We start from the raw sequence: 24,146 nt of genomic DNA on the forward strand, positions 1-24,146 counted from the left end.
TCAGCCCTCCCCGTTCTCCTCAGCGTATACGTAACGGAAAGTGTCCTCCGTCGACTGGAACGGAGCCCTCTCCGCATATTCGGTCGCCTCGTCGACGATCGCGCGGACTTCTGCCTGGAACGCCGCTTCCTTCTCCTCCGACCACAAGCCCGCTTCGTCCAAATACTGCCGGAACGCAGGCAATCCGTCCTTGCCCCTGTGAAGCTCCACTTCGTCCTTCGTCCGGTACGTCATATCGTTGTCCGTATTCGAGTGTCCTGTAACCCGGTAAGTCAAAATCTCGATCAGCGTCGGTCCCTCGCCCGCGATGGCGCGCTCTCGCGCTTCCTTGAAGACGCGATATACCTCCAGCGGATTGCTCCCGTCGACTTGAACGCCCGGAAACCCGTAACCCAGCGCACGATCGCTGATGCGTCCCCGAGTTTGCTTGGCAATCGGCGTAGAGATCGCATATTGGTTGTTTTCGCACACGAAAATCACCGGAAGCTGATGCACCCCCGCGAAGTTGCACCCTTCATGGAAATCGCCCTGGTTGCTGGAGCCTTCCCCGAAAGTGACGATTGAGACGGAAGCCTCCCCCCGCATCTTGGCCGCCAGCGCAAATCCGACGGCATGCGGCACCTGGGTCGTAACCGGACTCGATCCCGTCACGATCCTTAACCTTTTGCAGCCGAAGTGTCCCGGCAGCTGACGGCCGCCGCTGTTCGGATCCTCCGCTTTGGCGAACAGCGACAGCATCAGTTCCTTAACCGTCATGCCGATCGAAAGCACGAACCCGTAGTCGCGGTAATAAGGGAGAAACCAATCGCGTTCCCGGTCCATCGCGAAACCCATCGCCACCTGGGAAGCCTCCTGGTTAATGCCGGAGATATGAAAGTTGATTTTGCCTGCGCGCTGCAGCAACTGCCCGCGCTCGTCAAAACGCCGGGCAAGCATCATCGTCTTGTACATGTCGATTGCGCGTTCGTCCGTAAGGCCAAGCTCGGCATGACGAAGCGTTCGCTGGACGGAACCGGTTTGCATCATGGGCGCGTCCTCCTGATTTTGGTTTAGTTTTATAACCTGGTCTTAATACTTGGAGTTAATTTCTATTATACTCCCCTTGCAGGCAAAAAGAAACGCCCAACCCGTCGCGCCGAACAAATTCCCCCAGCGGGATCGTTCTCCGGCGCCGGAAGGATTCGGAATCCTCCGGGTTGAGCCATCTATTAGGCGAGAGGTCAGCCGTGTCCGGCGGCTCCCTCCAGCGCTAGCATCGTTTCCTGCAGCGCTTCGGACAGCGTCGGATGAGGATGGATCGTTCGACCCACCTCCCACGGAATCGCGTCCAGCAGCTTGGCGAGCGACGCTTCGGCGATCAGCTCCGTCGCATGCGCGCCGACCAGGTGAACGCCCAGCAGATCTCCCGTCGCCGAGTCGGCGATTACTTTGGCAAAGCCTTCGCTTTCCCCGTATACGAGCGCTTTGCCTAAAATCCGCAAAGGCAGCTTAGCGGTTTTAACTTGATAGCCTTCCGCCCTGGCGTTCTCTTCCGTCCAGCCGACGGCTGCCGCCTCCGGACGGGAGTAGATGCAGCGGGGAATGTCCCGGTCCGCCGCCCGTGACGGCTTGCTTCCGGTCAGATGCTCGATCGCTGTCGCCGCTTCGTGCATAGCCGCATGCGCAAGCTGCACGCCTCCGATGCAGTCCCCGATCGCGTAAATATGGGGTTCCCCCGTCTGCAGCGTCGCGGAATTGACTTGAATAAAGCCCTGCTCCGCCTTAACGTCGGTGTTCTCCAGCCCGAGCGATTCGACGTTGCCGATTCGGCCGACGGATACGAGCATTCTCTCCGCCGACAGAGCCAGCTCCTTGCCGTTGGCGTCCGTCGCTGTCAGCTCAACTCCGTTCGCCGTCAAGCGGCAGTCGTCCGTCCGGAGAGCAACGCCGGTGTGGACGACCACCCCTCTTCTGGACAGCGCCTTCTCTATTTCCGCGCCGATGTCCCGATCCTCGGTCGGCAGAAGCCTTCCCGCAGCCTCGACGAGCGTCACCTTCGTTCCGAAGTCGCTGAGCATCGACGCCCATTCCACGCCGATCACTCCCCCGCCTACGATCACGATGGAGGAAGGACGGCTTTTCCAGACGAGCGCCTCGTCGCTTGTCGCAATACGTTCGCCGTCATAACGCAGCCCGTCCAGCTTGCGCGGGCGGGACCCTGTCGCGATAATGACGTTCTTGGGCACGACCGTTTCCGCATCCCCGCTTTCCAGCTCAACGGCGATCGCTCCGCTTTTAGGCGAGAAAATCGAGGGGCCGATAATGCGGCCGTTCCCTTTTACGACCTCTATGCGATGCTGCTTCATCAAAGCGTTCAGTCCCTTATGCAGCTGCTCTACAATGCTGTCCTTACGGCCCATCACCGCATTCCAATCTATCGATGCATCGCCTTCCGGCAATTGAATGCCGTAAGATGCGGCATCCCCTATCGTCGCGTATACTTCCGCGCTTCTAAGCAGAGACTTGCTTGGAATGCACCCCCTGTGCAGGCAAGTTCCTCCAAGCTTGTCCTTCTCGATCACGACGACGCTAAGCCCGGCTTGCGCCGCCTTCACCGCAGCCGTATAGCCTCCCGGCCCTCCGCCCAGAACGGCGACATCGACTTCGATTGGCATAGTTTCCCCTCCGTATTCCGTATGTAGCTCCTGTCTATCATTGTACCTTTTTTTCGCGGACGGAACAAAGGCGGCTTCGTGTCCCTTTGCAGGTATCCCCTTGGGTCAGGTTCTCTTCTCGCCGCTGTAGCGCTTTTTCAGCCCCTTTGCCGGTATCCCCTTCCCTCAGGTCGCCCGCCTGACATACCCTCTTCTGGTCCCCTTTGCCGGTATCCCGTTGCTTCAGAAGGGTATATTTTTGCAGGCAGCTGCCGGGCTATAGGAGTGGTGACACAGGCAGCCTACCGTTGCGGGAATCCGTCGTGAGCCTCACGAAACCTTCACTATTTTTTCTAAAATTTTTTCAGAATAAACCTATTTAAATGAGAACAAATGTTTGGTATAATAAAAATAAGAACGGATGTTCTGATGCGAAAAGGGGGATTCGTATGTGTCTGAAGGAAGCTGCGGAGAAATTCCGGAAGTTTTGCGCTATGTTTCAGGAAGAGGCGGATTGCTTCCCTTATTTGTTCCGGTTGAAGTGGCCCGACGGCTTTCGCTGCCCGCGCTGCGGTCACCCTAACTATTATCTCATTTCGACGCGTCGGATCCCTCTGTATGAATGCCAATCCTGTCATGCTCAAACATCGTTAATCGCCGGCACCATTATGGAAGGCAGTCGCACGCCTCTTCACCGTTGGTTCCAGGCTATATTTCTCCATGCCCGACCGCTCCGCGTGAATGCTCGCCAGCTCTCCGAGGCCATCGGGGTTACCTATAAGACCGCTTGGCTTATTTGTCATAAAATTCGACATGCAATGACCGGAAAGGAGTCGAACAGACTGCTGTCGGGAATCGTTCGGGTTTCGGATACGATCTACTGCAAGCGTCTGACTCCTTCCTTCGACTGGCACAAGCAAGAGCAGCCTTTACTTGTCGGGGCTACGGAGTCCGACAACGGCGCGCTTGGCCCGATTGTGATCCGACTTCAATCGAAAGCGCCTCTCAAAGACAAATACGCTCGCCCGGATACCGCTCCGTTTATTCGCGATCATGTGAATCCGACTGACGCCAAAAACACGATTGTGACCAGACGTTACGGGCGTGACGCTCACAAAAAGTTGGCCTCGATGGGCTATACGGTAACCTGGTGGATCGGACGCCTGTTTCTCGGTGTCGGGCCCAAACATCTCCAAGCGTATCTCTATCAATTTTGTTACTACTATAATCGCAGCCAATCTTCGCTCTACGTTCAGTTGCTCGCCGATTGTATCGCTTCTCCGACCTTGACATACCCCGAACTGACCAAATCAGCTAGGGGGTTACGTTCCAACAGATTGCCGCGCGCCCCGAGAGCTCAGTCCCTTCAGTCGGGCTGACCACCGCACTTTCTCAAGTCGTACGCGGCGGCTATTCCGTCTCGTCTTGACTGTCCCATCACCAACGAGCTTCATTTGCGATATCTGCTTCAGGCATGATCTTCTCCTGAGCCAATGGGATTTCTATTACTTGGGAAAAAAAGGGGATCGAGTGAGGGGCGAGCAGGAGAGGGAGTGAGTCGGATAGGGTGTGAGTAGGAGAGGGGAGCCCGCGGAGCGGATCACCCCCCCCTCCCCCTTTCCTGAGCGAATGGGATACCGACAAAGCGAGAAATGTGTCAACCTGCTTTCCCAAGCTCCTGACCGAAGGGGATACAGGGGATACCGGAATTCATGGACAAACCCCTAGAAACCCGGTATGATTAGGAGATGGGAAGGAGGGCTTCATCGTCCTATGAAACTGCTCATTCAGCGGCTAATCGCCATTCTTTTGCTGGTGATTCCCGGTATTGCAGCCGCCTACGGCTTCTTGCTTATGAAGGATGCCGTCTACGACTACTTCGCGAAGATTGGCGATATTAACGTCGTTTCCCCGGACTTCACATGGGGAAAGTTTATCGGCGGAGCGATACTTTTCCTGATTGGCATCGGTTTTATTGGGGGTTGGATTTTCTTCCGAGATCGGAAGCACAATTACTTGTCTCCGCGTTTTCGCACGAAAGTGCCGCGCCCTCCAAGACCGCCGCAAAGCAGCGAAAGCCAATCGCGGGACACCGGCTCCGAACAATAACGGAATGCGACCGCCATGCATACACAGGCTCTATCCCCTATGGGCGACAGAGCCTATGCCTTCGTCATCTATAGATACAATTCCTCTCGTCAGCTTGCCGCTTTCTTGGCCGCCTGCTCAAGCGCTCTTGCTATCGCTTTTTTGCGGACAAGACGCTTCTGCTCTTCCGAATCCGACTGCCAATACTGCTCGTCCTCGAACAAATCGATTAAGGTCATTCGGGCTGCGTTCCAAGCAAGCGATTCTTCAACCAGAATATGGATGCAAAGCGAATAACAAAGCGCTTCGACCGCTCTCAACGCTTCCACTCGATGACCGTAGTCCTTCATCCTTCGTTCTCCTTTTGCCTCATCCAGCCGCATTTTTTCATCTCTGTCCGGGTCGGGCCTTGGGCGTCCGCCGAATCACCTCACCTTGTTCATTGTATAGGAAACTTTTTAAATAATTGAAAAACAAATCATAAGATTCTCTTAAATTTGTTCGGCTGCCGGAGGCTGCTTTAACGGAAGTCTTACCCGGAAGTTGGTGCTGTCGCCGTCGCTCGTTACCGTTATCGTGCCGCCGTGCTTGTCCACGAGCCCTTTGGCAATGGCCAATCCCAGCCCCGAGCCCCCCTTATTCTCGGTTCGCGACTTGTCCACACGATAGAACCGATCGAACAAATGCGGCAAATCCGCAGCCGGGATCGCTTCCCCATAATTGACGATCTCGATGACGACCGCCTCGTTCAGCTTGTTAAGGTAGATGTCTACCTTGCCTCCGGTCGCTCCGTAGTTAATCGCATTGGACAATAAATTCTCGAATACGCGCACCAGCTTGTCGGGATCGCCCTCAATCTGCAGCTCGCCAACGCTTGTAATCAATTTGCCGGTCATCTTGGCCGTCTCCAGCGACAACCGATAATGAACGAGCAGTTGATTCATCATTTCGACAAGATTAAACGTTTGCCGTCTTAACGGAATCACGTCGTGCCTCATCCGGGTATATTCGAACAAATCCTGAATCAGCACGTTTAAACGCTCCGATTTGGCATAGGCGACCTGAACGTAGTGGCGAAGCTCCACCTCGTCCCGGTAACGGTCCTGCTCGATCAACCCCAAATACCCGATAATTGAAGTAAGCGGTGTGCGGAGATCATGCGAGACGTTCGTGATCAGCTCGTTTTTCGTCTGCTCCGCCTTCCGCTCCTCGTCCAACGATCGCTTCAGCTCCATGACGAGCAAATTCACGTTGTGGGCCAGCAAGGACACTTCATTGTTCATCTTGACGGGAACTTGATCCTCAAAATTCCCTTTCAGCGCGATATGTTCCACGGAACGGCTCAGCTTGTCGTAATAGCTGAAGCGTCTCCAGTTGAAGAGCACCATGTATACGATAAACAGAACAAAGCAGCCGAAAAAAATAAGCGGAGTTTCGCCGAAGGTGTAATACAAGCTGCGGATAAACGAACGCTGGCTATAGTTGTCGCGCGTCATTCTCTCCAAAATGATGATCGACATATAGCCGGTCACGACGGCGAGAATCGCGCTGACGCCAATTTGCCAGACCAGCCTCCAAGCCATGCGCGCCGCGATGCTAGATCTCAATTTTGTAGCCAACCCCCCACACGGTCGTGATCAGCTTGCGTCCCATCTCCTGTTCGAGCTTGTCCCTTAATTTGCTGATATGAACCATAACGGTATTGTTCGACTCGAAATATTTTTCCTTCCATACCTGCTGAAAAATATCTTCGGCCGAGAATACGCGACCGGGATTGCTCGCCAGCAAATACAAAATGCCGAACTCCGTCGACGTCAGGTGAATCGCTCGTCCGTCCACTTCGGCGGAATGTGTCGATCTGTTGATCGTCAGCTCGTTGATTTTAATCACGCCGTCGTTCTCCGCTGCCGGGGCAGCGGACTGAGCCCCGTACTGATAGGCTCTCCGCAGCAGCGTCTTCACCCGTACGACCAGTTCCAGCGGATTAAACGGTTTGACGAGGTAGTCGTCGGCCCCCGTCATCAGTCCGAGAATTTTGTCCATATCTTCAGCCTTGGCGCTCACCATCAAAATCGGGATGGACGCCGTCTCGCGAACGCGCCTGCACACTTCCATCCCGTCCATTCTGGGCATCATAATATCCAGCACGAGCAGATGGAAGTCCCGGTTTTTCAGCTTGCTCAAAGCCTCTTCCCCGTCATGCGCCTGTTCGGTGTCGAAGCCTTCGTTGCGCAAATAAATATCGATCAGATTGGCAATTTCGTGGTCGTCGTCAACAATAAGGATGGATTTGGACATCGTTCGGACGGCTCCTTCGTTTCTCACTTCGCGATGCATCATCGCCCTTATCTTTCCCACTATACCGCATCCGTTCGCTTCCTGTCCTATGTTCGCCTCAGGTTTTACACTTCTTAAGAAAGGCTTAAGGTAATTTTTAAGTTTGAAACACTAAAAAAGACAGCGCCCCCCTGCGAAGGAAGGGCTGCTGTCTCAAGTGCAGATTCGCTTATTCCGCCGACGGCGAAGCTTCCGGAGAGGCCGGCGCCGATGCGGCCGGCGCCTCATCTGCCTTTTCGATCAAATTTTTGTAGTTTCGGTCCGACTTCAGGGTGTCGAGCCAGGCTGCGGCTTCCATCCCCAACTTCTCGTCGTAGAACGCCTGACGGACATCGTCCTTCACCGTATCGTACTCGGGAACGACCGCTTCCTTAATGTCGGTCACCTTAATGATATGGAACCCGTTGTCCGCCTCGACGACATCGCTCGTCTCGCCCTTGGCCAGAGCGAAAGCCGCGGTCTCGAAGCGTTGATTCATGACGCCGCGGCCGAAAAACCCGAGATCTCCGCCCTGTTCCTTGGAGCCCGGATCCATCGACTTCTCCTTGGCCAGCTCGGCGAAATCTCCGCCGTTGTTCAGCTCGGCCAATACCGCCTCGGCTTCTTCCTGCGTTTCCACCAGGATGTGAGAAGCCTGAACCTCTTTCGGAGTCGTGGCGAAAGTCGAATCCTTGTTCTCTTCGAAATAAGCCTTCAGCTCGTCCTCCGTCACCGGGTGCTTGTTCTCGAACAGAAGCTTAATCTTCAGATTTGGAAGGATCTGCGTCTCCTTAAGATCCTCCAGCGTGATTCCGGCCTGCATGAGCGCCATCGACATATCTTCGTCCGTCTCAAAGCCGTACATCTTCTTGAAATTGTCGAGCTCGCGCTGAACGTCCGCTTCGCTTACGGCAATGCCGGCTTTCTCAGACTCCAATTCGATGATCTTGGACTGAGCGATCTCGTCGACCAGAGCCGCCATCTGATCTGCGCCCAGCTTGCTCTTCACCTCTTCGTAGACGTCGGTCTTCTTGATCGTATAGCCTTCCATCTCCCCCAGCGCTTCATTGCTCTCTGCGCCCGAAGGATTCCGGATCAACACGAACACGAGCGCGGCAACCGCAATAACCGCGATCGCCCAAGGAACGATCGCCGCCGCGGAGGAGCCTCGCGGCGCTGCTGCACTCCCGGCTGCAGCAGCGCCGGCCGTCTTGTCGAGCTCGATCGGCGAGTGCGGCGCGTTTGCCTCCTCCAGCTCCTTCTCGATCGCTTCATTCGTCACTTGATCTTCCTTATTTTGAACATCCTTTTCGTTATGTTCAGCCATCTTTGCAATTCCCCCTCGTTTTATGGACAGCCATTCATTCACTATACCAGAATTTCAGAAATAAACCTTAAAGACTCCTAAATTTTTTGCGAAATTGGGACGGCGTTCGTCCGTAAACCGCACTGAATTTTTTGCTGAAGTAGCTGAAATGGGGCAGTCCCGTCTCCAGAGCCACTTCTGCAACGGACCAATCCGTATTTTGCAGCAGGTAGGCGGCGTGCCGGATCCGATAATGGTTAAGATAGTCCATCGGCGTCTTGCGCATGACGATTTTGAACATTCGGCTAAAGTGGCCGGCGCTCATGCCCGCCATTTCCGCCAGTGCGGGAACGGACAGCGGCTGGGAGAAGTGCGCCTCCATATAGGTGACGGCGGCTTTCAAGCGCTCCACCGTCTGCGAGTTAACCGTGCTGCCCGGCACGGCGCGCCTCCACTGGCCGGCATCGATCAGATCGGCGAACAGAGCATACAGACCGGCCTTGATGCGCAGCTCTCTCGTCTCGGTTCCCGACTCGAACGTCCGGTACATCCGGTTTAACCGGGCCAGCACCCGTCTCCCCCAGCCGGTTGACCTGTCGTAATACATAGGAATCGACGCCTCCCCTTTGCTCAGCGGCCGGATGAAGCGTGCCGCGATGTCGTCGCCGCCTTCGGCCAACCAGTCCAGGTGAAAGACGGCGGCGCGGTAGCTGCACGGGCCATTCGTCTCCGAGAATCCCCCGTGCACCTCTCCTCCGGGGACGAACATAGCCTCTCCCTCATGAAGCTCGAAGGTGGCAAGGCCGATCTGGAAAACGGCCTGTCCGCTCACCACCCACAAAAACTCGGATTCTTCATGCCAGTGGTTGTCCAACACCGTTCCGTCGGCCTGACGATCCATCGCGTAAGTCGCAAACGGAAAAGGGGGCGTTCCGTGCCGGCGGTCTTCCTTCAGCAGCTTCAGATCCATTTTCGCACCCCATATCATAATATTGTTAGTTTTAAGCATAATATTGCAAGATTACTAACTATAATATCATTAAAATGTTATTGAACTCTATACCTTGCGAGCTTGAACAAGGAGATGATCGAATGAAATTTACGGACGGCTACTGGATGACAAGAAAAGGCTATCGGCTGCTTAGTCCTTATGAAGTTCACGACGTGCGCGTCGGGGCCCGATCGATTACCGTTTACGCCACCCACCGCAAGCTCGAAAACCGCGGCAACACGCTGAACGAGCCGCTGATGACGATGGAGTTCTCCTCTCCGATGGCCGACGTCATTCGGGCGAAGTTCTATCATCATAAAGGGAAGCTCCGTCAGGGGCCTTCTTCCTTCGACCTGCTGCATACGGGCAACGCCGACGTCCGCATCGAGAACAACGACCGCTTCGTCAGTCTGACAAGCGGGGACACGACCGTTACCGTTACGAAGCGGCACCCGGTTCAGATTACTTACGCTTATCGAAGCAAGAAGCTGACGGGCAGCGGAACCCGTTCCACCGCCTACGTTCAGGCCGAGGACGGCGTCCACTATTTCCGGGAGCAGCTTTCCCTGGCTGTAGGAGAGACGGTGTACGGGCTGGGGGAAAGATTCACGCCCTTTGTGAAAAACGGCCAAGTCGTGGAAATCTGGAACGAGGATGGAGGAACGGCTTCCGAGCAGGCTTATAAGAACGTTCCTTTCTACGTCACCAACCGGGGATACGGCGTCTTCGTCAATCATCCGGAGCTCGTCTCTTTCGAGATCGGTTCGGAGGCGGTATCGAAGGCGCAATTCAGCGTCCAGGGCGAACAGCTGGAATATTACCTGATCGGCGGGGATACCCTCAAAGCTGTGCTCGGCAACTATACCTCGCTCACGGGCAAACCGGCGCTTCCCCCCGCCTGGTCCTACGGCCTGTGGCTGACGACGTCGTTTACGACCGATTACGACGAGAAGACTGTGACGGGCTTCGTCGAAGGGATGGCGGCCAGGGATTTGCCGCTTGCCGTCTTTCATTTCGACTGCTTCTGGATGAAGGAATACGAATGGTGCAGCTTCGAGTGGGACGAACGCGTCTTCCCGGACCCGGCGGGCATGCTCAGTCGGCTGAAAGCCCGCGGTTTGAATATCTGCGTCTGGATTAACCCCTATATCGCTCAGCGCTCCGCCTTGTTCGACGAAGGCATGGCTGGCGGCTATTTGCTGAAGCGTCCCGACGGCAGCGTATGGCAGTGGGATCTATGGCAGTATGGCATGGGCATCGTCGATTTTACGAACCCGGCAGCCCGCCGATGGTTCCAAGACAAGCTCGCCGCTCTGCTCGACATGGGCGTGGACAGCTTCAAGACCGACTTCGGCGAGCGCATCCCGACCGATGTCGTCTATTCCGACGGCTCCGATCCGATGCAGATGCACAACTATTATACCCAGCTCTACAATCAGACCGTCTTCGAGCTGCTCGAGGAGAAGCGCGGCAAAGGGGAGGCCGTCCTGTTCGCCCGCTCGGCTACGGCGGGCGGGCAGCGCTTCCCCGTCCACTGGGGCGGAGATTGCGAGGCGACTTACGAATCGATGGCCGAGAGCTTGCGCGGAGGGTTGTCGCTCGGCCTGTCCGGCTTCGGCTTCTGGAGCCACGACATCGGCGGCTTCGAGCAAAGCTCATCTCCGGATTTGTATAAGCGATGGGTGCAATTCGGCTTGTTATCCAGCCATAGCCGGCTTCACGGAAGCACGTCCTATCGCGTTCCTTGGCTCTATGACGAAGAAGCCGTCGACGTCCTTCGCTTCTTCACCAAGCTGAAGCTTCGACTGATGCCGTATTTGTTCGGACAGGCGGCTTCGACTTCCGAAGCCGGTCTTCCGCTGATGAGGGCGATGGTGCTCGAATTCGGCGACGATCCGGCCTGCGACTATCTCGATCGCCAATATATGCTCGGAGATTCGCTGCTGGTCGCGCCGATCTTTAATTCGGAAGGTCAATCCTTCTACTACTTGCCCCGGGGGACGTGGACTCATTTCTTGAGCGGCGAGCAGGTACAGGGAGGAGGCTGGAGAAACGAACGCTACGATTATTTCAGCCTCCCCTTGTACGTCCGAGAGAACCGCCTCATTCCGGTCGGCAGCGAGGATACGCGTCCGGACTACGATTATACGGACGGAGTAACTCTGCACTTGTTTGCGCTGCAGGACAGATCGACAGCATCGGCATTAGTTCCGGATACAGAAGGTAAAATCCGTTTTTCCGTCTCGGCCAGCCGCCGGGGAAATGAAATCAAGCTTGAGTCGGAGGGAAAAGCGAAAGGCTGGAGTCTCGTCTTGCGGGGAATTTCCGCAGTCGCTTCCGTCGAAGACGGGCAAGCGGAAGCGACGGAACTGGGGATGCGGATCGTTCCGTCCAGCGGCGACTCGGTCGTCATTCGGCTGAGCGATTAGCCCTGCATCCCGCTCCTTCGGAGCGTCCGTTCTCAGTTGCCCCGTTACGGTCAAAACCGAGTGCGCCCTGCTGCTCTACACCGAGGGCAGAGCCAATGTCTATTTCAACCGCAAGCGTCATGTGTTTGAGCTTGTGCCCTCAGCGGATTACCGCTCAGGGACTTCTCCCCTACTTCCTCATGCTCGCCATCAGTCAGCAGATGGACGAAATCGTGAAAATGCTGCAGCCTTAAAAGCATCGCAGGACTGTCCGAAGGGAAATGATAACCCTTCAGGACAGTCCTTGCGTTCCGCCTTAGTCTATTTTGAAAATCGATACCGACGCCTGCAGGTCGCTCGCCAGATGAGTGAGCGATTGAGCGGTCGCCGCCGTCTCTTGGCTTGCCGCCGCCGCTTCTTCCGTAGCGGCCGAGATGCTCTCGACGGAAGTTAGCACGGTGGACGATTGCGCCGCTTGTTCTTCGCTCGCAGCCGCGATCTCGGACACCTTCTGCCCGGCTTCGTTGACCATGCTGGCGATCTGCATGAACGATTCTCCCGTTCTCTTGGAGTAATTCACGCTTTCCTCGACCGCTTGGACGCTCTTCTGCGTATTCTCCTGCATCACGCGAATAATTCCGGTGATCTGTTTGGTCGCTTCCGCGCTTCGCTCCGCCAGCTTGCGCACCTCGTCGGCCACGACCGCGAAGCCTCTCCCTTGCTCTCCTGCCCGAGCCGCTTCGATCGCCGCATTAAGGGCCAACAGATTCGTCTGATCGGCGATGTCCTCTATCACTTCGATGATTTCCCCGATGCGCTGGGAGTCGTCCTCCAGGCGAGACATTTTACCGCTGACTTCATTCATGCTCTCCATCGAGGAGCGGATAATTTCATTTCCTTCGCTGGCGACTCTCATCGTCTTCTCCGACAGATCGGACGCCTGATCCGTATTTTGGGCGACGGAATGAATGGCGATCGACAGCTCGTTGAACAGCTCGCTGATCATCTGCGCCGAGCTTGCCTGATTGGAGCTGCTGCTGGCAATTTCCTCCGTGCTTGCGGAGATTTGCTGAGCGGCGGCAGACAGACTGTGAGAGTGATTGGTGATGTTCGTTGCAATTCCGCGAAGGTTGATCACCATCTGATCGATCGACCCGCTCAAAGCTCCGATCTCATCCTTGGTCTGCAAGTTGATCGTGTTGCGCAGATCGCCGTCCGCCACCTGCGTGACCAGGTTAACGACCTTCCGGAGCGGTCTGGCGATTACTTGCGATATGGCGTAACCGAATAGAATGCTGAGAATCGTGGCGGCGACCACGATAATGATTGTGACCGTACTTGACGAAGAGTAAACCTCTTGCCCGTTGGAACGCGCTTGCTCCGCTTCCTTGATGTTGATATCGATCAGTTTTTTCAATGTGGCCTGAAGCTCGAGCGATTCGACCGTTAAGTCGCCGTCGATTAGAATCTCCATATCCTCCAGACGATTCGCATCCTTAAGCTCCACGGTCTGCATGAACAGATTAACGTAATCTTGCCAGGCTGCATCATACGGCCGAAGCGCCTCCTGCGAATTCGTGGTCAGCTCGGTTTGACGAAACGTCTCTATGCTGCTCTTGACCGCCTCCATAGCGCTATTGACCGTCGCCTTAGCCTGATCGATCTGGTCTGCCCTATCCACCATATACAGCTTTCGAAGGCTATTTCTCATCTCGTTCAGATTAGCTTGCGCCTCCACGAGAGATTTAACGGCAACGAGTTGGTTGCTGTACATATCGTTCAGCCGATTGTTGATTTTGCCCAGATTGTTTAAGCCGTAAAAGCCGATGAAAGCCATGATAGCCGCGATCACGAGAAAGGCCGATATCAGTTTGACGCTTGTCTTCAGGTTGTAGAACCATTTCATGACGGTCACCTCATAAGTTGAATGGTCTTTAATACAATCGGAATTACCGGTAGAAACCGAGCTGTGCGACAACATCCTCCAGATCGAGAATAAAGGCCACTTTCCCGTTGCCGAGTAGAGTCGCCCCGGCTACGCCTTCCGGCTGACCGATGAACGCGCCCAGCGTTTTGACGACGACATCCTGATTGCCGTTTAACCTGTCCACGACGACAGCTACCCGTTCCGCCGCATGTCCGACGACTAAAACCGACATCTGCCGGCCGCGCAAGGAATCGCGGGCAAAGCCCAAATAGTCGTGCAGCCATACGAGCGGAACGACCTTATTGCGCAGCGTGATGACCGGCAGGCCTTGGACCGTGACGACGGATTCGGCCTGGATGCGCACAATTTCCGATACCTGATTCATCGGAACGACATAAGGCCGGTCGGCGACCTCCACCAGCAGCCCCTGAATAATCGTGAGCGTAATCGGCAGCCTCACGCTGAATTTGGTTCCAACTCCGCGCCTCGAGTCGACCTGGACCTTCCCGTTGATCCTTTCGATCCCGGCCCTGACGCTGTCCAACCCCTGGCTTCCGCCCGGCGCTTCGTCGCCGCTCAGCGAAGCCGTGGTCAGGCCCGGATGGAAGATCAGCTCCAGCGCTTCGTGCTCGCCAAGACCTGCCGCGCCTTCCTCGGCAAGGAGTCCTTGCTCGACCGCCATCCGCTTTAATCGGTCCGGATCGAGGCCCGCGCCGTCATCCTCAACGATGACGACCACCTGATTGTCCTCATAACCCGCGCGAATGCGAAGCGCGCCCTTGGCCGGCTTCCCGGCAGCCAGACGCTTCTCCGGAATCTCGATCCCCTTCTCAATCGCGTGACGAATCAAGCGGAAGAACGGATCTCCGATCTCTTCGAGCAGCGTACGGTCCAGTTCCGTCTCGCCTCCCTCGACGATCAGTTCGACCTCCTTGCCCGAAGCGCGGGCCAAGTCCCTCACCATTCGAGGGAATCGGCTGAACAACTGGTCCAGCGGAATCATACGAATTCTCATGACGGTATTCTGGAGATCGCCGATCACTCTCGTCAAGCGGCCGGCGAGGTGTCTCAACTCCTCGATGGCGTCGCTTGCCCCTTCCTGTCGCCGAATATCCGCCTCCAACTGCCGGATGCGGGTCTGATCGATGACGAGCTCTCCGACCCTATTCATCATCTGCTCAAGCTTGTCTACGTTGACGCGCACGCTCTGTCCCTTGCTCTTTGCCGAATCAAGCTCTTTGTCCTCCAGCATGTCAGACATTCGCTCCTCCACTTATTCTCTCAGGAGCACTTCGTCCAGCTTGAGAATGCCGACCAGTCGGGAATCCGCGATGCCGATTCCGGTGAAGTAGCCTCCGTCCAAACCGCCGACCCGATCCGGAGGATCTTGAATATCGGCGAAAGTGGCCACCTTGCTCACCTTGTCCACGATGATGCCGACAGACTCTTCGAAATGCGCAACGACGATAATTCGGGTCGATTTCGTGACGGATTGGGGAGCCAGTCCGAACAGACTCCGCAAACTGATCACCGGAATAATCTTCCCTCGCAGGTTGATGACACCTTGCACGTAGTCCCGGCAATGAGGGATTTCTGTAATCTCCTGCATTTTAATAATTTCGTGAATGTCGGAAATGCGAATGGCGTAAAACTCCTCGCCGATGCCAAATTCGATATACTGCTCCCGAGCAGTCGGATTCATCCTGTCGCCCCCTTTCCTTTAACGGTTGAGATGCTTTGCCCTTCCTCATCCTCATCCCAAAAAAAGAATGCGCCTCCCCTTAAACGAAACCGCGATTCCCTATCCACCCCTTTGCCGTAACGGATCATAAAAAAACCTGCCTACAATCACAGTTGTACGACATTCTTCGACAAATTACTACATAAATTTTCATATTTCTACTTTAAATTAAGATAAAGAAAACTCCTCTTCCGTAAAAAAGGCAGCCAGAGACCGTTCTCGAGAGTAGAGTCACAGAGTAAATCCCTTATTGCGGGCATAAAAAAAGCGCGCGTGGAAAACAAAAAGAGCGACACAATCGCCGCTCTGCCCGTGACAGTATTTGAAGCACTAATACTTATGCTAACGTTCGGTTCGCTGATCGTTACGATACTGTCCTTTAAACGCAAATAAACCGCCCTCACCAAGGAATCGGTTTATTTGCGCCGGATTGCCTATTGAGCCTACCACCCGTAAAAAGCGGCTGTTGCGGGGAGTCGTGTTAGCCGCACGGCTCCTCTGCGTTTGAATGACCTTTCCTTACGGCGCCTACGTTCAGCTCACCTTATGCTCGATCCGCAGCTTGTCCGCGACCATCGCGATGAATTCGCTATTGGTCGGCTTCGACTTCGCGATGTTGATCGTGTAGCCGAACAGGTGGCTGATGCTGTCGATGTTGCCGCGCGTCCAGGCGACTTCAATCGCATGGCGGATGGCGCGTTCAACCCGGCTCGGCGTCGTCTTGAACTTCTCGGCGATAGCCGGATACAGCGTCTTCGTGATGGCGCCGAGAATTTCGATGTTGTTGTACACCATCGTGATCGCTTCCCGCAAATATTGATACCCTTTAATGTGCGCGGGAACGCCGATTTCGTGAATGATGCTCGTGATGTTGGCGTCGAGATTTTTCGGCTTGCCGATCTGGACGACGTTGGAGCGGCTTGCGCTTCCGCTGGGGACGGAAGACGTCGTGATCGACGAAGCGGCTGCGTTGCCGGCCAGCTGACGGATCCGGTTCGCCAGAACATCCATATCGAACGGTTTGAGTATGTAGTAAGAAGCGCCAAGTTGCACCGCACGCTGCGTAATGTTCTCTTGTCCGAAAGCTGTGAGCATGATGATTTTGGGCATCGGGGACAAATTCATATCCCGCAGCTTTTCCAGGACGCCTAGTCCGTCCAGATGCGGCATAATAATATCAAGGATCATGACATCCGGTACGATTCGTGTTTCTTCCAGCTGACGGATGACCTCTTCTCCGTTGTACGCCACACCGATGACCGTCATATCATCCTGCTCTTGGATGTACTCCGATAACAAGTTTGTAAATTCTCGGTTGTCGTCTGCTAAGAACACTTCAATACGTGGCAATGTCTGGTCCTCCCTTTCCTCTATGCGAGAATAAATTGACGAAAAACGCTCACCGTTTCTCTGTTAATCCAATTTCGACATCCCCTCGGCGTATTCCTTCTGGATTAAAAAATTTTTCTTTATTTATTATTGAAAATCGAATATAATTAATAATTTGTGTCAAAACGCGTCAAATGATGATTCGTTTCGTACATTTTCGACAATCGTTCGGATTTTAGATCAAACAAACAAAATCTAAGGCGTCAGACCGCCTTAGAAATCGTTTGTTCGGGATCGAGCATAATGCCCGCGTCCTGCAGCATCCATTCGATAAAGCAGCCGTACCCGGAAGACGGATCGTTGACGAATACGTGGGTGACCGCTCCGACCAGCTTGCCATTCTGGATAATCGGGCTGCCGCTCATGCCCTGCACGATGCCTCCCGTTCTTTCCAGCAGCTTCGGGTCGGTAATTTTGATGACCATTCCTTTCGTAGCCGGCGACGACTGCTTGGACACATGAACGATCTGAATATCGAACTTCTCGACCTTCTGCTTCTCCACCACCGTCAGAATCTGCGCCGGACCTTCCTTTACTTCCTCGGCAAAGGCGACCGAGATCGGCTCCGGATGGTACGAGTGCTCGGGAAGCTGCTTCATCTTGCCGAAAATACCGAAGCGCGTATTGCGCTCCACACTGCCCAATGTGCGGCCTTCCTTCAGAAAATGCGCTCTTTTCTCGCCGGGCTCGCCGTTTTGGCTTTTGTTGATCGAGGAGACGCTCGACTGCAAAATTTCTCCGCTGCCGACGACGATCGGCGTCTGCGTATCCATATCGGTAATGACGTGACCGAGCGCGCCGTAGACGCCCTGATCCGGGGCGTAGAACGTTAACGTTCCGACGCCGGCCGCCGAGTCCCGAATGTACAGACCGAGCCGCCACGCTTTATCCTCTTCGTCGTATGCGGGGGTAATCGTCGTTCTGAATCTTTCCTTCCCTCTTTGCACCAACAGCTTCAGTGGCTCTCCGCTGCGTCCGGCTTCCTCCGAATAGGCGGCGATTTTGGAAATGTCGTCGCAGAGCTGTCCGTTAATCTCGACGATCAGGTCACCGAGCCTTAGCTTAGCCTCTTCACCCGGCGACACCTTCGAGCTGCTCTTCGTATGGACCAGATGATGGCCGACGATCATGATGCCTGCGGATTTGACCTTGACGCCGATCGTCTGACCGCCAGGCACAACGCGCAAATCCGGAATGACCTGAAGCCGAACCGTCTTGAACGGGATTTTGCCGAACAGCTTCATTTTCAGATGGGTAACGCCGCTCGATTTGGGTTGAATGGATAAAGGCTGCCTGAGATCGACTTGGACCGATGCGTCTTCGCTGCCGTTAACTGCGGCCACTTGCGGATTCAGGCTGACTTGGGCATGCACGGGCATGGCGTAATGCAGCGAAACCGGCTGTCCTTGAAAAAGTCTGACCCGATTCGGAAACTCCGCGAAATGCTGAAACGGGGTCGAGCAGACGGCGATGATCAGCATTAGAACGACTACAAGACCGATGCGGCGGCGTCTTCTGGAGTGTTGCTGGTACAAGATCTCACGCTCCCTTACAGTCTGAATCGGCTCTCTGTATGTCGCCGATAACGTACCTATAAGGTAACCGTGGCATGCCCCTTTTATGTTCTCAAAAAGCTTCCTACCCGATCGATTTTTCGCGTCGTTACGCGTTTTTTCGGATCTCCGCCAGACTAAGCATTTCTTGTGCGTGATGCCGGGTTTTTTCCGTCACTTCCACTCCGCCGAGCATCCGCGCCAGCTCTTCGACCCGCTGCTCCGGCGATAGCTCGGCGACCGACGTGCGCGTCCGGGACTGTTCGTTTACCTGCTTGCGGATCTCGTATTGGTGATCGGCCATACAGGCCACTTGAGGCAGATGGGTAATGGCGAACACCTGACAATGGCGAGACAGCAAGCTCAGCTTCTCCGCGATCGCTTGCGCCGCTCTTCCGCTGACGCCAGTGTCCACTTCGTCGAATACGAGCACCGGAATTTCGTCGATGCGAGCGAATATCGCTTTCAGCGCCAGCATGACGCGCGACATTTCGCCTCCTGACGCAATTTTCGCCAGCGGCTTCGGCGGTTCGCCCGGATTCGTCGACAGCACGAATTCGGCGGTGTCCAAGCCTGCAGCCGTCAACTCCGTCGTTCCGAGCTTGACCTCGAACACGGACCGCTCCATCTGCAGCTCGGCCAATTCCTGCTCGATCTGATCGGCCAGCACTCTGGCCGCGCTTCTGCGAATCGCCGACAGCTTCTCGGCCCGTTCCTGCAGCTCGCTGCGGAGGCGGGCTTCCTCTTCAGACAGCTTCTCGAGCCTCTCCTCGCGATGGTCGAGCTGCTCCGCTTCGGCCTGAATTTTATCGCGATAGCTCAAAATATCCTCGATCGTCTCGCCGTACTTGCGCTTTAACCCGTGCAGAACGTCGAGCCTCTGCTCGATCTCCGCGAGCCGCTCGGGATTAAATTCGATGTTTTCCTTGTAATCCCGAAGCTGATAAGCGCTGTCCTCGGCGGTGTAGTAGGCGTTCTGCAGTTGATCGATCATCGGCTGGAGCGCCTCGGGGTCGAACTTGACAATGTCCTGCAGACGGCTCAAGGACCGAGACAGCGCCGACAACCCTTTCGCGCCGTACAGCAGGTCGTAAGCCTCCGTCGCCGCTTCGGCCAGCTTCTCCGCATGGGCTAGTTTGCGCCTCTCGTCGGTCAAGGATTCATCCTCGCCCGGCTTTAACCGCGCCGCAGCGATCTCCTCCAGCTGGAACCGGTACAGGTCGAGCATCTGTATGCCTTGCCTGGACTTCTCCTCCAGTTCGCGCCGCTCCCGTCCGACGCTTACATACTGCTGATAAAGCTGACGATAAGCCGTCTTCTCCCCGCGGATGTCCTCTCCGGCGAACAGATCGAGCCATTCTAGATGCTTCTCCGTCTTCAGAAGCGACTGGTGCTCGTGCTGACCGTGAATGTTGACGAGATGCTCGCCCACCTCCTTCAGCATCGTCAGCGTGACGCTCTGGCCGTTAATTCTCGCCGTCGACTTGCCGTGCGCAAGCAGCTCCCGTCGAATCAACAGCGTCTCTTCCCGGTCCGCCTCGATGCCCAAGCGGCTCAGCGTCTCCCACACCGGATGCCCGGGCGCCAGATCGAACACCGCTTCGATATCCGCCTTGTCGCAGCCGTGGCGGATCATCTCGGCGGAGCCGCGTCCGCCAGCGGCCAAAGTCAGCGCGTCTATGACGATCGATTTTCCCGCGCCCGTCTCCCCGGTTAGAACATGGAACCCGTCGTGAAAGGCGACAGACACGTTCTCGATGACAGCCAAATTATGAATCGTTAATTCCCGCAGCATAATAAGCCCCCTTGGACTCGACTGGTTTCGTCACTGCATCATCTCGTTGATTCGCTTTAGCAAGGCTTCTCCGTCGCTCTTCGTTCGGCTGATGATCAGCGTCGTATCGTCTCCGCCGATCGTTCCGATAATTTCAGGCCAATCCATCCCGTCGATCAGCGCCGCAATCGTACCCGCCGTTCCCGGCAAGCACTTCAGGACGACGAGGTTATCGGCCGCTTCCGCCCCCAAATAATGGTCGAGCAGCGCCCGTTTCAGCTTCTGCGCGGGATTGTAGCGCTGGTCTTGAGGCATCGAATATTTGTAACGCCCGTCTTCGAGCGGAACTTTAATCAACTGCATTTCCTTGATGTCGCGCGAGACCGTCGCCTGGGTCACCTGCATTCCTTCCAAGCCTAGCGCTTCGACGAGCTCCTCTTGCGTCTCGACTTCCCTCGAGCCGATCAGCTCGCGGATTTTGCGTTGACGTTGTCCTTTCATTTCTCGCCAGCCTCCACTTTGAATCGAACGATTTTGATTTGACGTTCCTGGGCCGGCACGATCACGATGCCGTAGCAGTCCGGGAACAGCAGCGCGTAGACGAGCAGCCGCTCGCGCAATGCGCTCGGCGTCCACTCCAGCGGCTGCCTTGCCCGTTCGAGCTTCACCAAGTAGTATTGATGGTCTTTAACGGCCAAATAATCGAAATACAGACGCGTCGGCATAACCGGCCCGTTATCGACAGACACGCCCAGCGAAATGCGGTGCTTGCCCGACAGCGCCTGGAATCCATGCTCTCTCAACAAAGCGACATGCTCGTCCTCCTCGACTCCGCCTGCGGCCGCCAGCTTGCGAAGACGCGCATCCGGAGGCTCGTGAAGCCAGCGATCCAACCTTCTGATGACCCACCAAACCATGATCGCCGCCGCAATCAGCATAATGACCCAATCTCCGACGCTACCCATAACCGCCTCCCGAACGTTCCGTTACGGTGAGCTGCGCTGTCTGGACCTGGTGCCCCGTTTGCTGTTACCTTTTCGTGATCGACCGCCAATTTTCCTCTCTTGAAGCGAAAACCCGGAGATGCGCGGAGGCCCGGATCGATTCCTCAGGCCGTTCTTCGGCAGCTCCGGGTCGTCCGGGCAATGGCTTATGACTTGAATTATGAAGAGCTGCGGCGAAAAACGCGGTGGGCCTCCTCCACCGTGCTCGAGATGCGCTCGTCGCGTCCGCCCGCGCCCTCGGCATCCGGCGGAACGGATCCGGCAGCCGGATCAAGCCGCCAATAAGCCAGAAACTCGATGTTTCCTTCTCCTCCGGTGATCGGAGAATACGTTAAGCCTTGCAGCGCATAGCCCAGCTCTCGAGCCGTCCCCAGCACGTCCTTCAGCACTTGAGCGTGAACGGCCGGATCCCGGATGACCCCCGACTTGCCGACATGCTCCCGCCCGGCTTCGAACTGCGGCTTGATCAGGGCGATCGCATGTCCGCCGCTCTGCAGCAGACCGGTCAGCACCGGCAGAATCAGCTTCAGCGAGATGAACGAGACGTCGATCGTCGCGAAGCCCGGCAGCGGGCCGTCGAGCTGATCTGCAGTCATATGACGGAAATTCGTCCGCTCGAGCACTTGAACCCGCTCGTCCTGGCGGAGGGACCAGTCCAGCTGGTTGTACCCGACGTCGACCGCGTAGACGCGGGCCGCTCCGTTCTGCAGGGCGCAGTCGGTAAATCCGCCCGTTGAGGCGCCGATGTCGAGCATGACCGCTCCCTGCAGGCTCAGCCCGAAATGGCGAATCGCCTTCTCGAGCTTTAAGCCGCCGCGGCTGACGTAGGGATGTACGGAGCCTTTGACGGTAATCGCCGCATTCCGCGGCACCTTCGTTCCCGCCTTGTCGACCCGCTCCGTCCCGATCAGCACGAGACCTGCCATTATGGCGGCTTTCGCTTTTTCCCGGCTTTCGAAATACCCCTGCTCGACAAGCAGAAGATCGAGCCGCTCCTTAGTTGCCTGCGCCTTCTCCATCAGGTTGCCCTTTGCCGCTTGCGCACCGCGAGCGAAGACAGCCGCTTCGCGATATGTTCCGCCGTCAGCCCGACTTCCTCGCGCTGCTCCTTCACCGTCGCATGCTCCACGAACACGTCCGGAATGCCGGCGAGATGGACGGCTGCGGGCTGAACGCCCTGAAGCGCGTAGAATTCCAGAATCGCGCTGCCCAGGCCGCCCTGTACGGCGCCCTCTTCGACGACCATGATCGGGAGCCGTTCCTTAGCCAGCGACAGCAGCATTTGGCTGTCCAGCGGCTTGACGAACCGGGCGTTCACGACGCGAACATTTATCCCTTCGCGCTTGAGCAAGTCGGCGGCCTCCTCGGCTACCTGCACCATCGGCCCGATCGCCAGCACCGCCGCATAATCGCCTTCTCGCACCGTTTCCCACGTTCCGATCTCGATCGGAGTCATTCGCTCGTCGTAAGGAACGCCGACGCCTTCGATGCGCGGGTATCGGACGGCAATCGGACCGTCGTCATAGTCGACGGCGGTGCGCAGCATATTTCTCAGCTCGTTCTCGTCCTTGGGCATCATAATGACGATGTTCGGAATATGCCGCAAGAACGCGATGTCGTATACACCCTGGTGGGTCTCGCCGTCCGCGCCGACAAAGCCGGCTCTATCGATGGCGAATATTACGTTCAGGTTCTGCCGGCAAATATCGTGTACGACCTGGTCGTAGGCGCGCTGCAAAAATGTCGAATAGACGGCGAATACCGGCTTCATTCCCTCCATCGCCAGCGCCGCGGACATCGTGCCGGCATGCTGCTCGGCAATCCCGACGTCGTACATCCGGTCCGGAAACCTCTCGGCGAACTTCAGCAGCCCGGAGCCGCCCGGCATCGCGGGCGTAATGGCGACGATGCGCGCATCCTGCTCCGCGAGCTCGATCAGCGTATGTCCGAACACCTCCGTGTACATCGGAGGGCCGACCGGCTTCACGACCTGTCCGGACTCGATTTTGTACGCTCCCGAGACACCGTGCCACTTATGGGAATCGGCTTCGGCCGGAGAGTAGCCCTTTCCCTTCGTCGTCAGCACGTGAACCAGCACGGGGCCGTCGACCTGATCCGCCTGCTTGAACGCTTCCAGCAGCTTGCCGACGTCGTGTCCGTCCACGGGACCGAAGTACTTCAAGCCGAATTCCTCGAACAGCACGCCTTCCGGCGCAATCAAATATTTCAGGCTGTCCTTGACGCGATCCGCTGTGCGGGCCAGCTTGCCCCCGATCGCCGGCACCTTGCGCAGCAGCCAGTCCAGCTCGTCCTTCGTTTTGCGGTATATTTTCTCCGTTCTGACCTTGCCCAAATAATTATGGATCGCTCCCACGTTAGGAGCGATGGACATCTCGTTATCGTTCAGCACGACCATGAGCTTGCGTTTCTCGTGGCCGATATGGTTCAAAGCCTCCAGCGCCATTCCGCCGGTCAGCGCTCCGTCGCCAATAATCGCGATGACACGGTTGGAGGCGCCCTTCAAGTCGCGCGCCAAAGCCATCCCCATCGCTGCGGACAAGGACGTGCTGCTGTGTCCGGCCTCCCATACGTCGTGCTCGCTTTCATTGCGCTTCACGAAGCCGCAAAGTCCGCCCTTCTGGCGCAACGTGTCGAACCGGTCTTGACGTCCGGTCAGCATCTTGTGCACGTAAGCCTGATGACCGACGTCGAATACGAATTTGTCCAATGGACTGTTGTAGTGATAATGAAGCGCCAGCGTAAGCTCCACGACGCCGAGATTCGGCGCCAGATGCCCGCCGGTCGCGCTCAGCTTCCGAATGAGAAAATGCCGAATTTCTTCCGCCAGCTGAGGAAGCTCGGGTATCGCTAGTTTTTTCAAGTCATCCGGACTGTCGATTTGCTCGAGCAGCAAGTCATGTTCCCCGCTTTCCCCACATCCATAATTAGACCTATTATACCATAACCCCGATTCAATGCCCAAATTCCTCGTTGGCGGCGCAAGCCGCCATACAAA

22 protein-coding genes are annotated in these 24,146 nt (G+C 56.1%); 5 read left to right on the top strand and 17 right to left on the bottom strand.

Annotation, left to right across the window (positions count from 1 at the left end; all coding sequences use genetic code 11):
• Both ACFO3S_RS13015 and lpdA read right to left on the bottom strand, forming a co-directional pair.
• Nucleotides 1–1,026 (bottom strand): thiamine pyrophosphate-dependent dehydrogenase E1 component subunit alpha, encoded by a 1,026-nt coding sequence (locus ACFO3S_RS13015; protein WP_378096435.1) that lies wholly within the window; start codon nt 1,024–1,026, stop codon nt 1–3.
• 194 nt (nt 1,027–1,220) lie between these two features.
• A complete protein-coding gene (gene lpdA / locus ACFO3S_RS13020; protein WP_378096438.1) occupies nt 1,221–2,654 on the bottom strand; it encodes a dihydrolipoyl dehydrogenase in 1,434 nt (477 codons plus the stop codon).
• A 428-nt stretch (nt 2,655–3,082) separates the two neighbouring features.
• On the opposite strand from lpdA, the gene ACFO3S_RS13025 reads away from it, so the two are divergent.
• Together ACFO3S_RS13025 and ACFO3S_RS13030 are read left to right on the top strand one after the other, a co-directional pair.
• A complete protein-coding gene (locus ACFO3S_RS13025) occupies nt 3,083–4,012 on the top strand; it encodes a transposase (protein ID WP_378096441.1) in 930 nt (309 codons plus the stop codon).
• A 394-nt stretch (nt 4,013–4,406) separates the two neighbouring features.
• Nucleotides 4,407–4,742 (top strand): DUF2627 family protein, encoded by a 336-nt coding sequence (locus ACFO3S_RS13030; protein WP_378096444.1) that lies wholly within the window; start codon nt 4,407–4,409, stop codon nt 4,740–4,742.
• 89 nt (nt 4,743–4,831) lie between these two features.
• Here ACFO3S_RS13030 and ACFO3S_RS13035 read toward each other — a convergent pair whose 3' ends face one another.
• The 5 genes from ACFO3S_RS13035 to ACFO3S_RS13055 all read right to left on the bottom strand — a co-directional run bounded on the left by ACFO3S_RS13035 (nt 4,832) and on the right by ACFO3S_RS13055 (nt 9,313).
• On the bottom strand, nt 4,832–5,071 hold the full coding sequence (locus tag ACFO3S_RS13035; protein WP_378096447.1) for a hypothetical protein: 240 nt from the start codon (nt 5,069–5,071) through the stop codon (nt 4,832–4,834).
• Nucleotides 5,072–5,212: 141 nt separating this feature from the next.
• Nucleotides 5,213–6,328, bottom strand: coding sequence for a sensor histidine kinase (locus ACFO3S_RS13040; RefSeq protein ID WP_378096449.1), 1,116 nt, complete (start codon nt 6,326–6,328; stop codon nt 5,213–5,215).
• Entirely contained in the window at nt 6,318–7,019 is a 702-nt protein-coding gene (locus ACFO3S_RS13045; RefSeq protein ID WP_378096452.1) for a response regulator transcription factor, read from the bottom strand. Before ACFO3S_RS13045 ends, ACFO3S_RS13040 begins: the two co-directional genes overlap by 11 nt.
• Before the next feature lie 208 nt (nt 7,020–7,227).
• Complete coding sequence (locus tag ACFO3S_RS13050) at nt 7,228–8,364, bottom strand: peptidylprolyl isomerase (RefSeq protein WP_378096455.1); 1,137 nt, start codon at nt 8,362–8,364, stop codon at nt 7,228–7,230.
• Nucleotides 8,365–8,431: 67 nt separating this feature from the next.
• The gene (locus tag ACFO3S_RS13055) at nt 8,432–9,313 is read right to left on the bottom strand and encodes a helix-turn-helix domain-containing protein (protein ID WP_378096457.1); all 882 of its coding nucleotides are present in this window, start codon (nt 9,311–9,313) and stop codon (nt 8,432–8,434) included.
• A gap of 122 nt (nt 9,314–9,435) precedes the next feature.
• Here ACFO3S_RS13055 and yicI point away from each other — a divergent pair, with 122 nt between their 5' ends.
• Nucleotides 9,436–11,763, top strand: a complete 2,328-nt coding sequence (yicI, locus tag ACFO3S_RS13060) for an alpha-xylosidase (protein WP_378096460.1) — start codon at nt 9,436–9,438, stop codon at nt 11,761–11,763.
• Between the two features lie 95 nt (nt 11,764–11,858).
• Nucleotides 11,859–11,996 carry a hypothetical protein gene (locus ACFO3S_RS13065; protein ID WP_378096463.1) on the top strand — a complete coding sequence of 46 codons (138 nt, stop codon included), beginning with the start codon at nt 11,859–11,861 and terminating at the stop codon, nt 11,994–11,996.
• Nucleotides 11,997–12,058: 62 nt separating this feature from the next.
• On the opposite strand, the gene ACFO3S_RS13070 is transcribed toward ACFO3S_RS13065, so the two are convergent.
• Genes ACFO3S_RS13070 through ACFO3S_RS13080 form a run of 3 tightly spaced genes read right to left on the bottom strand, consistent with a single transcriptional unit; the run spans nt 12,059 to nt 15,371 of the window.
• Nucleotides 12,059–13,648, bottom strand: a complete 1,590-nt coding sequence (locus ACFO3S_RS13070) for a methyl-accepting chemotaxis protein (protein ID WP_378096466.1) — start codon at nt 13,646–13,648, stop codon at nt 12,059–12,061.
• Between the two features lie 43 nt (nt 13,649–13,691).
• Complete coding sequence (locus ACFO3S_RS13075) at nt 13,692–14,930, bottom strand: chemotaxis protein CheA (protein WP_378096469.1); 1,239 nt, start codon at nt 14,928–14,930, stop codon at nt 13,692–13,694.
• Between the two features lie 12 nt (nt 14,931–14,942).
• Nucleotides 14,943–15,371 carry a chemotaxis protein CheW gene (locus tag ACFO3S_RS13080; protein WP_378096472.1) on the bottom strand — a complete coding sequence of 143 codons (429 nt, stop codon included), beginning with the start codon at nt 15,369–15,371 and terminating at the stop codon, nt 14,943–14,945.
• Nucleotides 15,372–15,722: 351 nt separating this feature from the next.
• Between ACFO3S_RS13080 and ACFO3S_RS13085 the strand changes: the two genes are divergently transcribed.
• Nucleotides 15,723–15,803 (top strand): putative holin-like toxin, encoded by an 81-nt coding sequence (locus ACFO3S_RS13085; protein ID WP_378096741.1) that lies wholly within the window; start codon nt 15,723–15,725, stop codon nt 15,801–15,803.
• Nucleotides 15,804–15,944: 141 nt separating this feature from the next.
• On the opposite strand, the gene spo0A is transcribed toward ACFO3S_RS13085, so the two are convergent.
• The 7 genes from spo0A to dxs form a co-directional block, all read right to left on the bottom strand.
• Nucleotides 15,945–16,760 (bottom strand): sporulation transcription factor Spo0A, encoded by an 816-nt coding sequence (spo0A, locus tag ACFO3S_RS13090; RefSeq protein WP_378096474.1) that lies wholly within the window; start codon nt 16,758–16,760, stop codon nt 15,945–15,947.
• Between the two features lie 242 nt (nt 16,761–17,002).
• Nucleotides 17,003–18,334 (bottom strand): SpoIVB peptidase, encoded by a 1,332-nt coding sequence (gene spoIVB / locus ACFO3S_RS13095; protein WP_378096477.1) that lies wholly within the window; start codon nt 18,332–18,334, stop codon nt 17,003–17,005.
• A gap of 127 nt (nt 18,335–18,461) precedes the next feature.
• Nucleotides 18,462–20,147 (bottom strand): DNA repair protein RecN, encoded by a 1,686-nt coding sequence (gene recN, locus ACFO3S_RS13100; RefSeq protein WP_378096480.1) that lies wholly within the window; start codon nt 20,145–20,147, stop codon nt 18,462–18,464.
• Nucleotides 20,148–20,177: 30 nt separating this feature from the next.
• Nucleotides 20,178–20,627 carry a transcriptional regulator AhrC/ArgR gene (gene ahrC, locus ACFO3S_RS13105; RefSeq protein WP_378096483.1) on the bottom strand — a complete coding sequence of 150 codons (450 nt, stop codon included), beginning with the start codon at nt 20,625–20,627 and terminating at the stop codon, nt 20,178–20,180.
• Nucleotides 20,624–21,091: a hypothetical protein gene (locus tag ACFO3S_RS13110; protein ID WP_378096486.1), complete on the bottom strand. Its 468-nt coding sequence runs from the start codon at nt 21,089–21,091 to the stop codon at nt 20,624–20,626. Before ACFO3S_RS13110 ends, ahrC begins: the two co-directional genes overlap by 4 nt.
• Nucleotides 21,092–21,288: 197 nt before the next feature.
• Nucleotides 21,289–22,149: a TlyA family RNA methyltransferase gene (locus tag ACFO3S_RS13115; protein ID WP_378096489.1), complete on the bottom strand. Its 861-nt coding sequence runs from the start codon at nt 22,147–22,149 to the stop codon at nt 21,289–21,291.
• A complete protein-coding gene (dxs, locus tag ACFO3S_RS13120) occupies nt 22,149–24,044 on the bottom strand; it encodes a 1-deoxy-D-xylulose-5-phosphate synthase (RefSeq protein ID WP_378096492.1) in 1,896 nt (631 codons plus the stop codon). Before dxs ends, ACFO3S_RS13115 begins: the two co-directional genes overlap by 1 nt.
• Nucleotides 24,045–24,146: the final 102 nt, after the last annotated feature.

The organism is Cohnella hongkongensis, from assembly GCF_042654645.1.
GTDB classification, from domain to species: domain Bacteria; phylum Bacillota; class Bacilli; order Paenibacillales; family Paenibacillaceae; genus Cohnella; species Cohnella hongkongensis.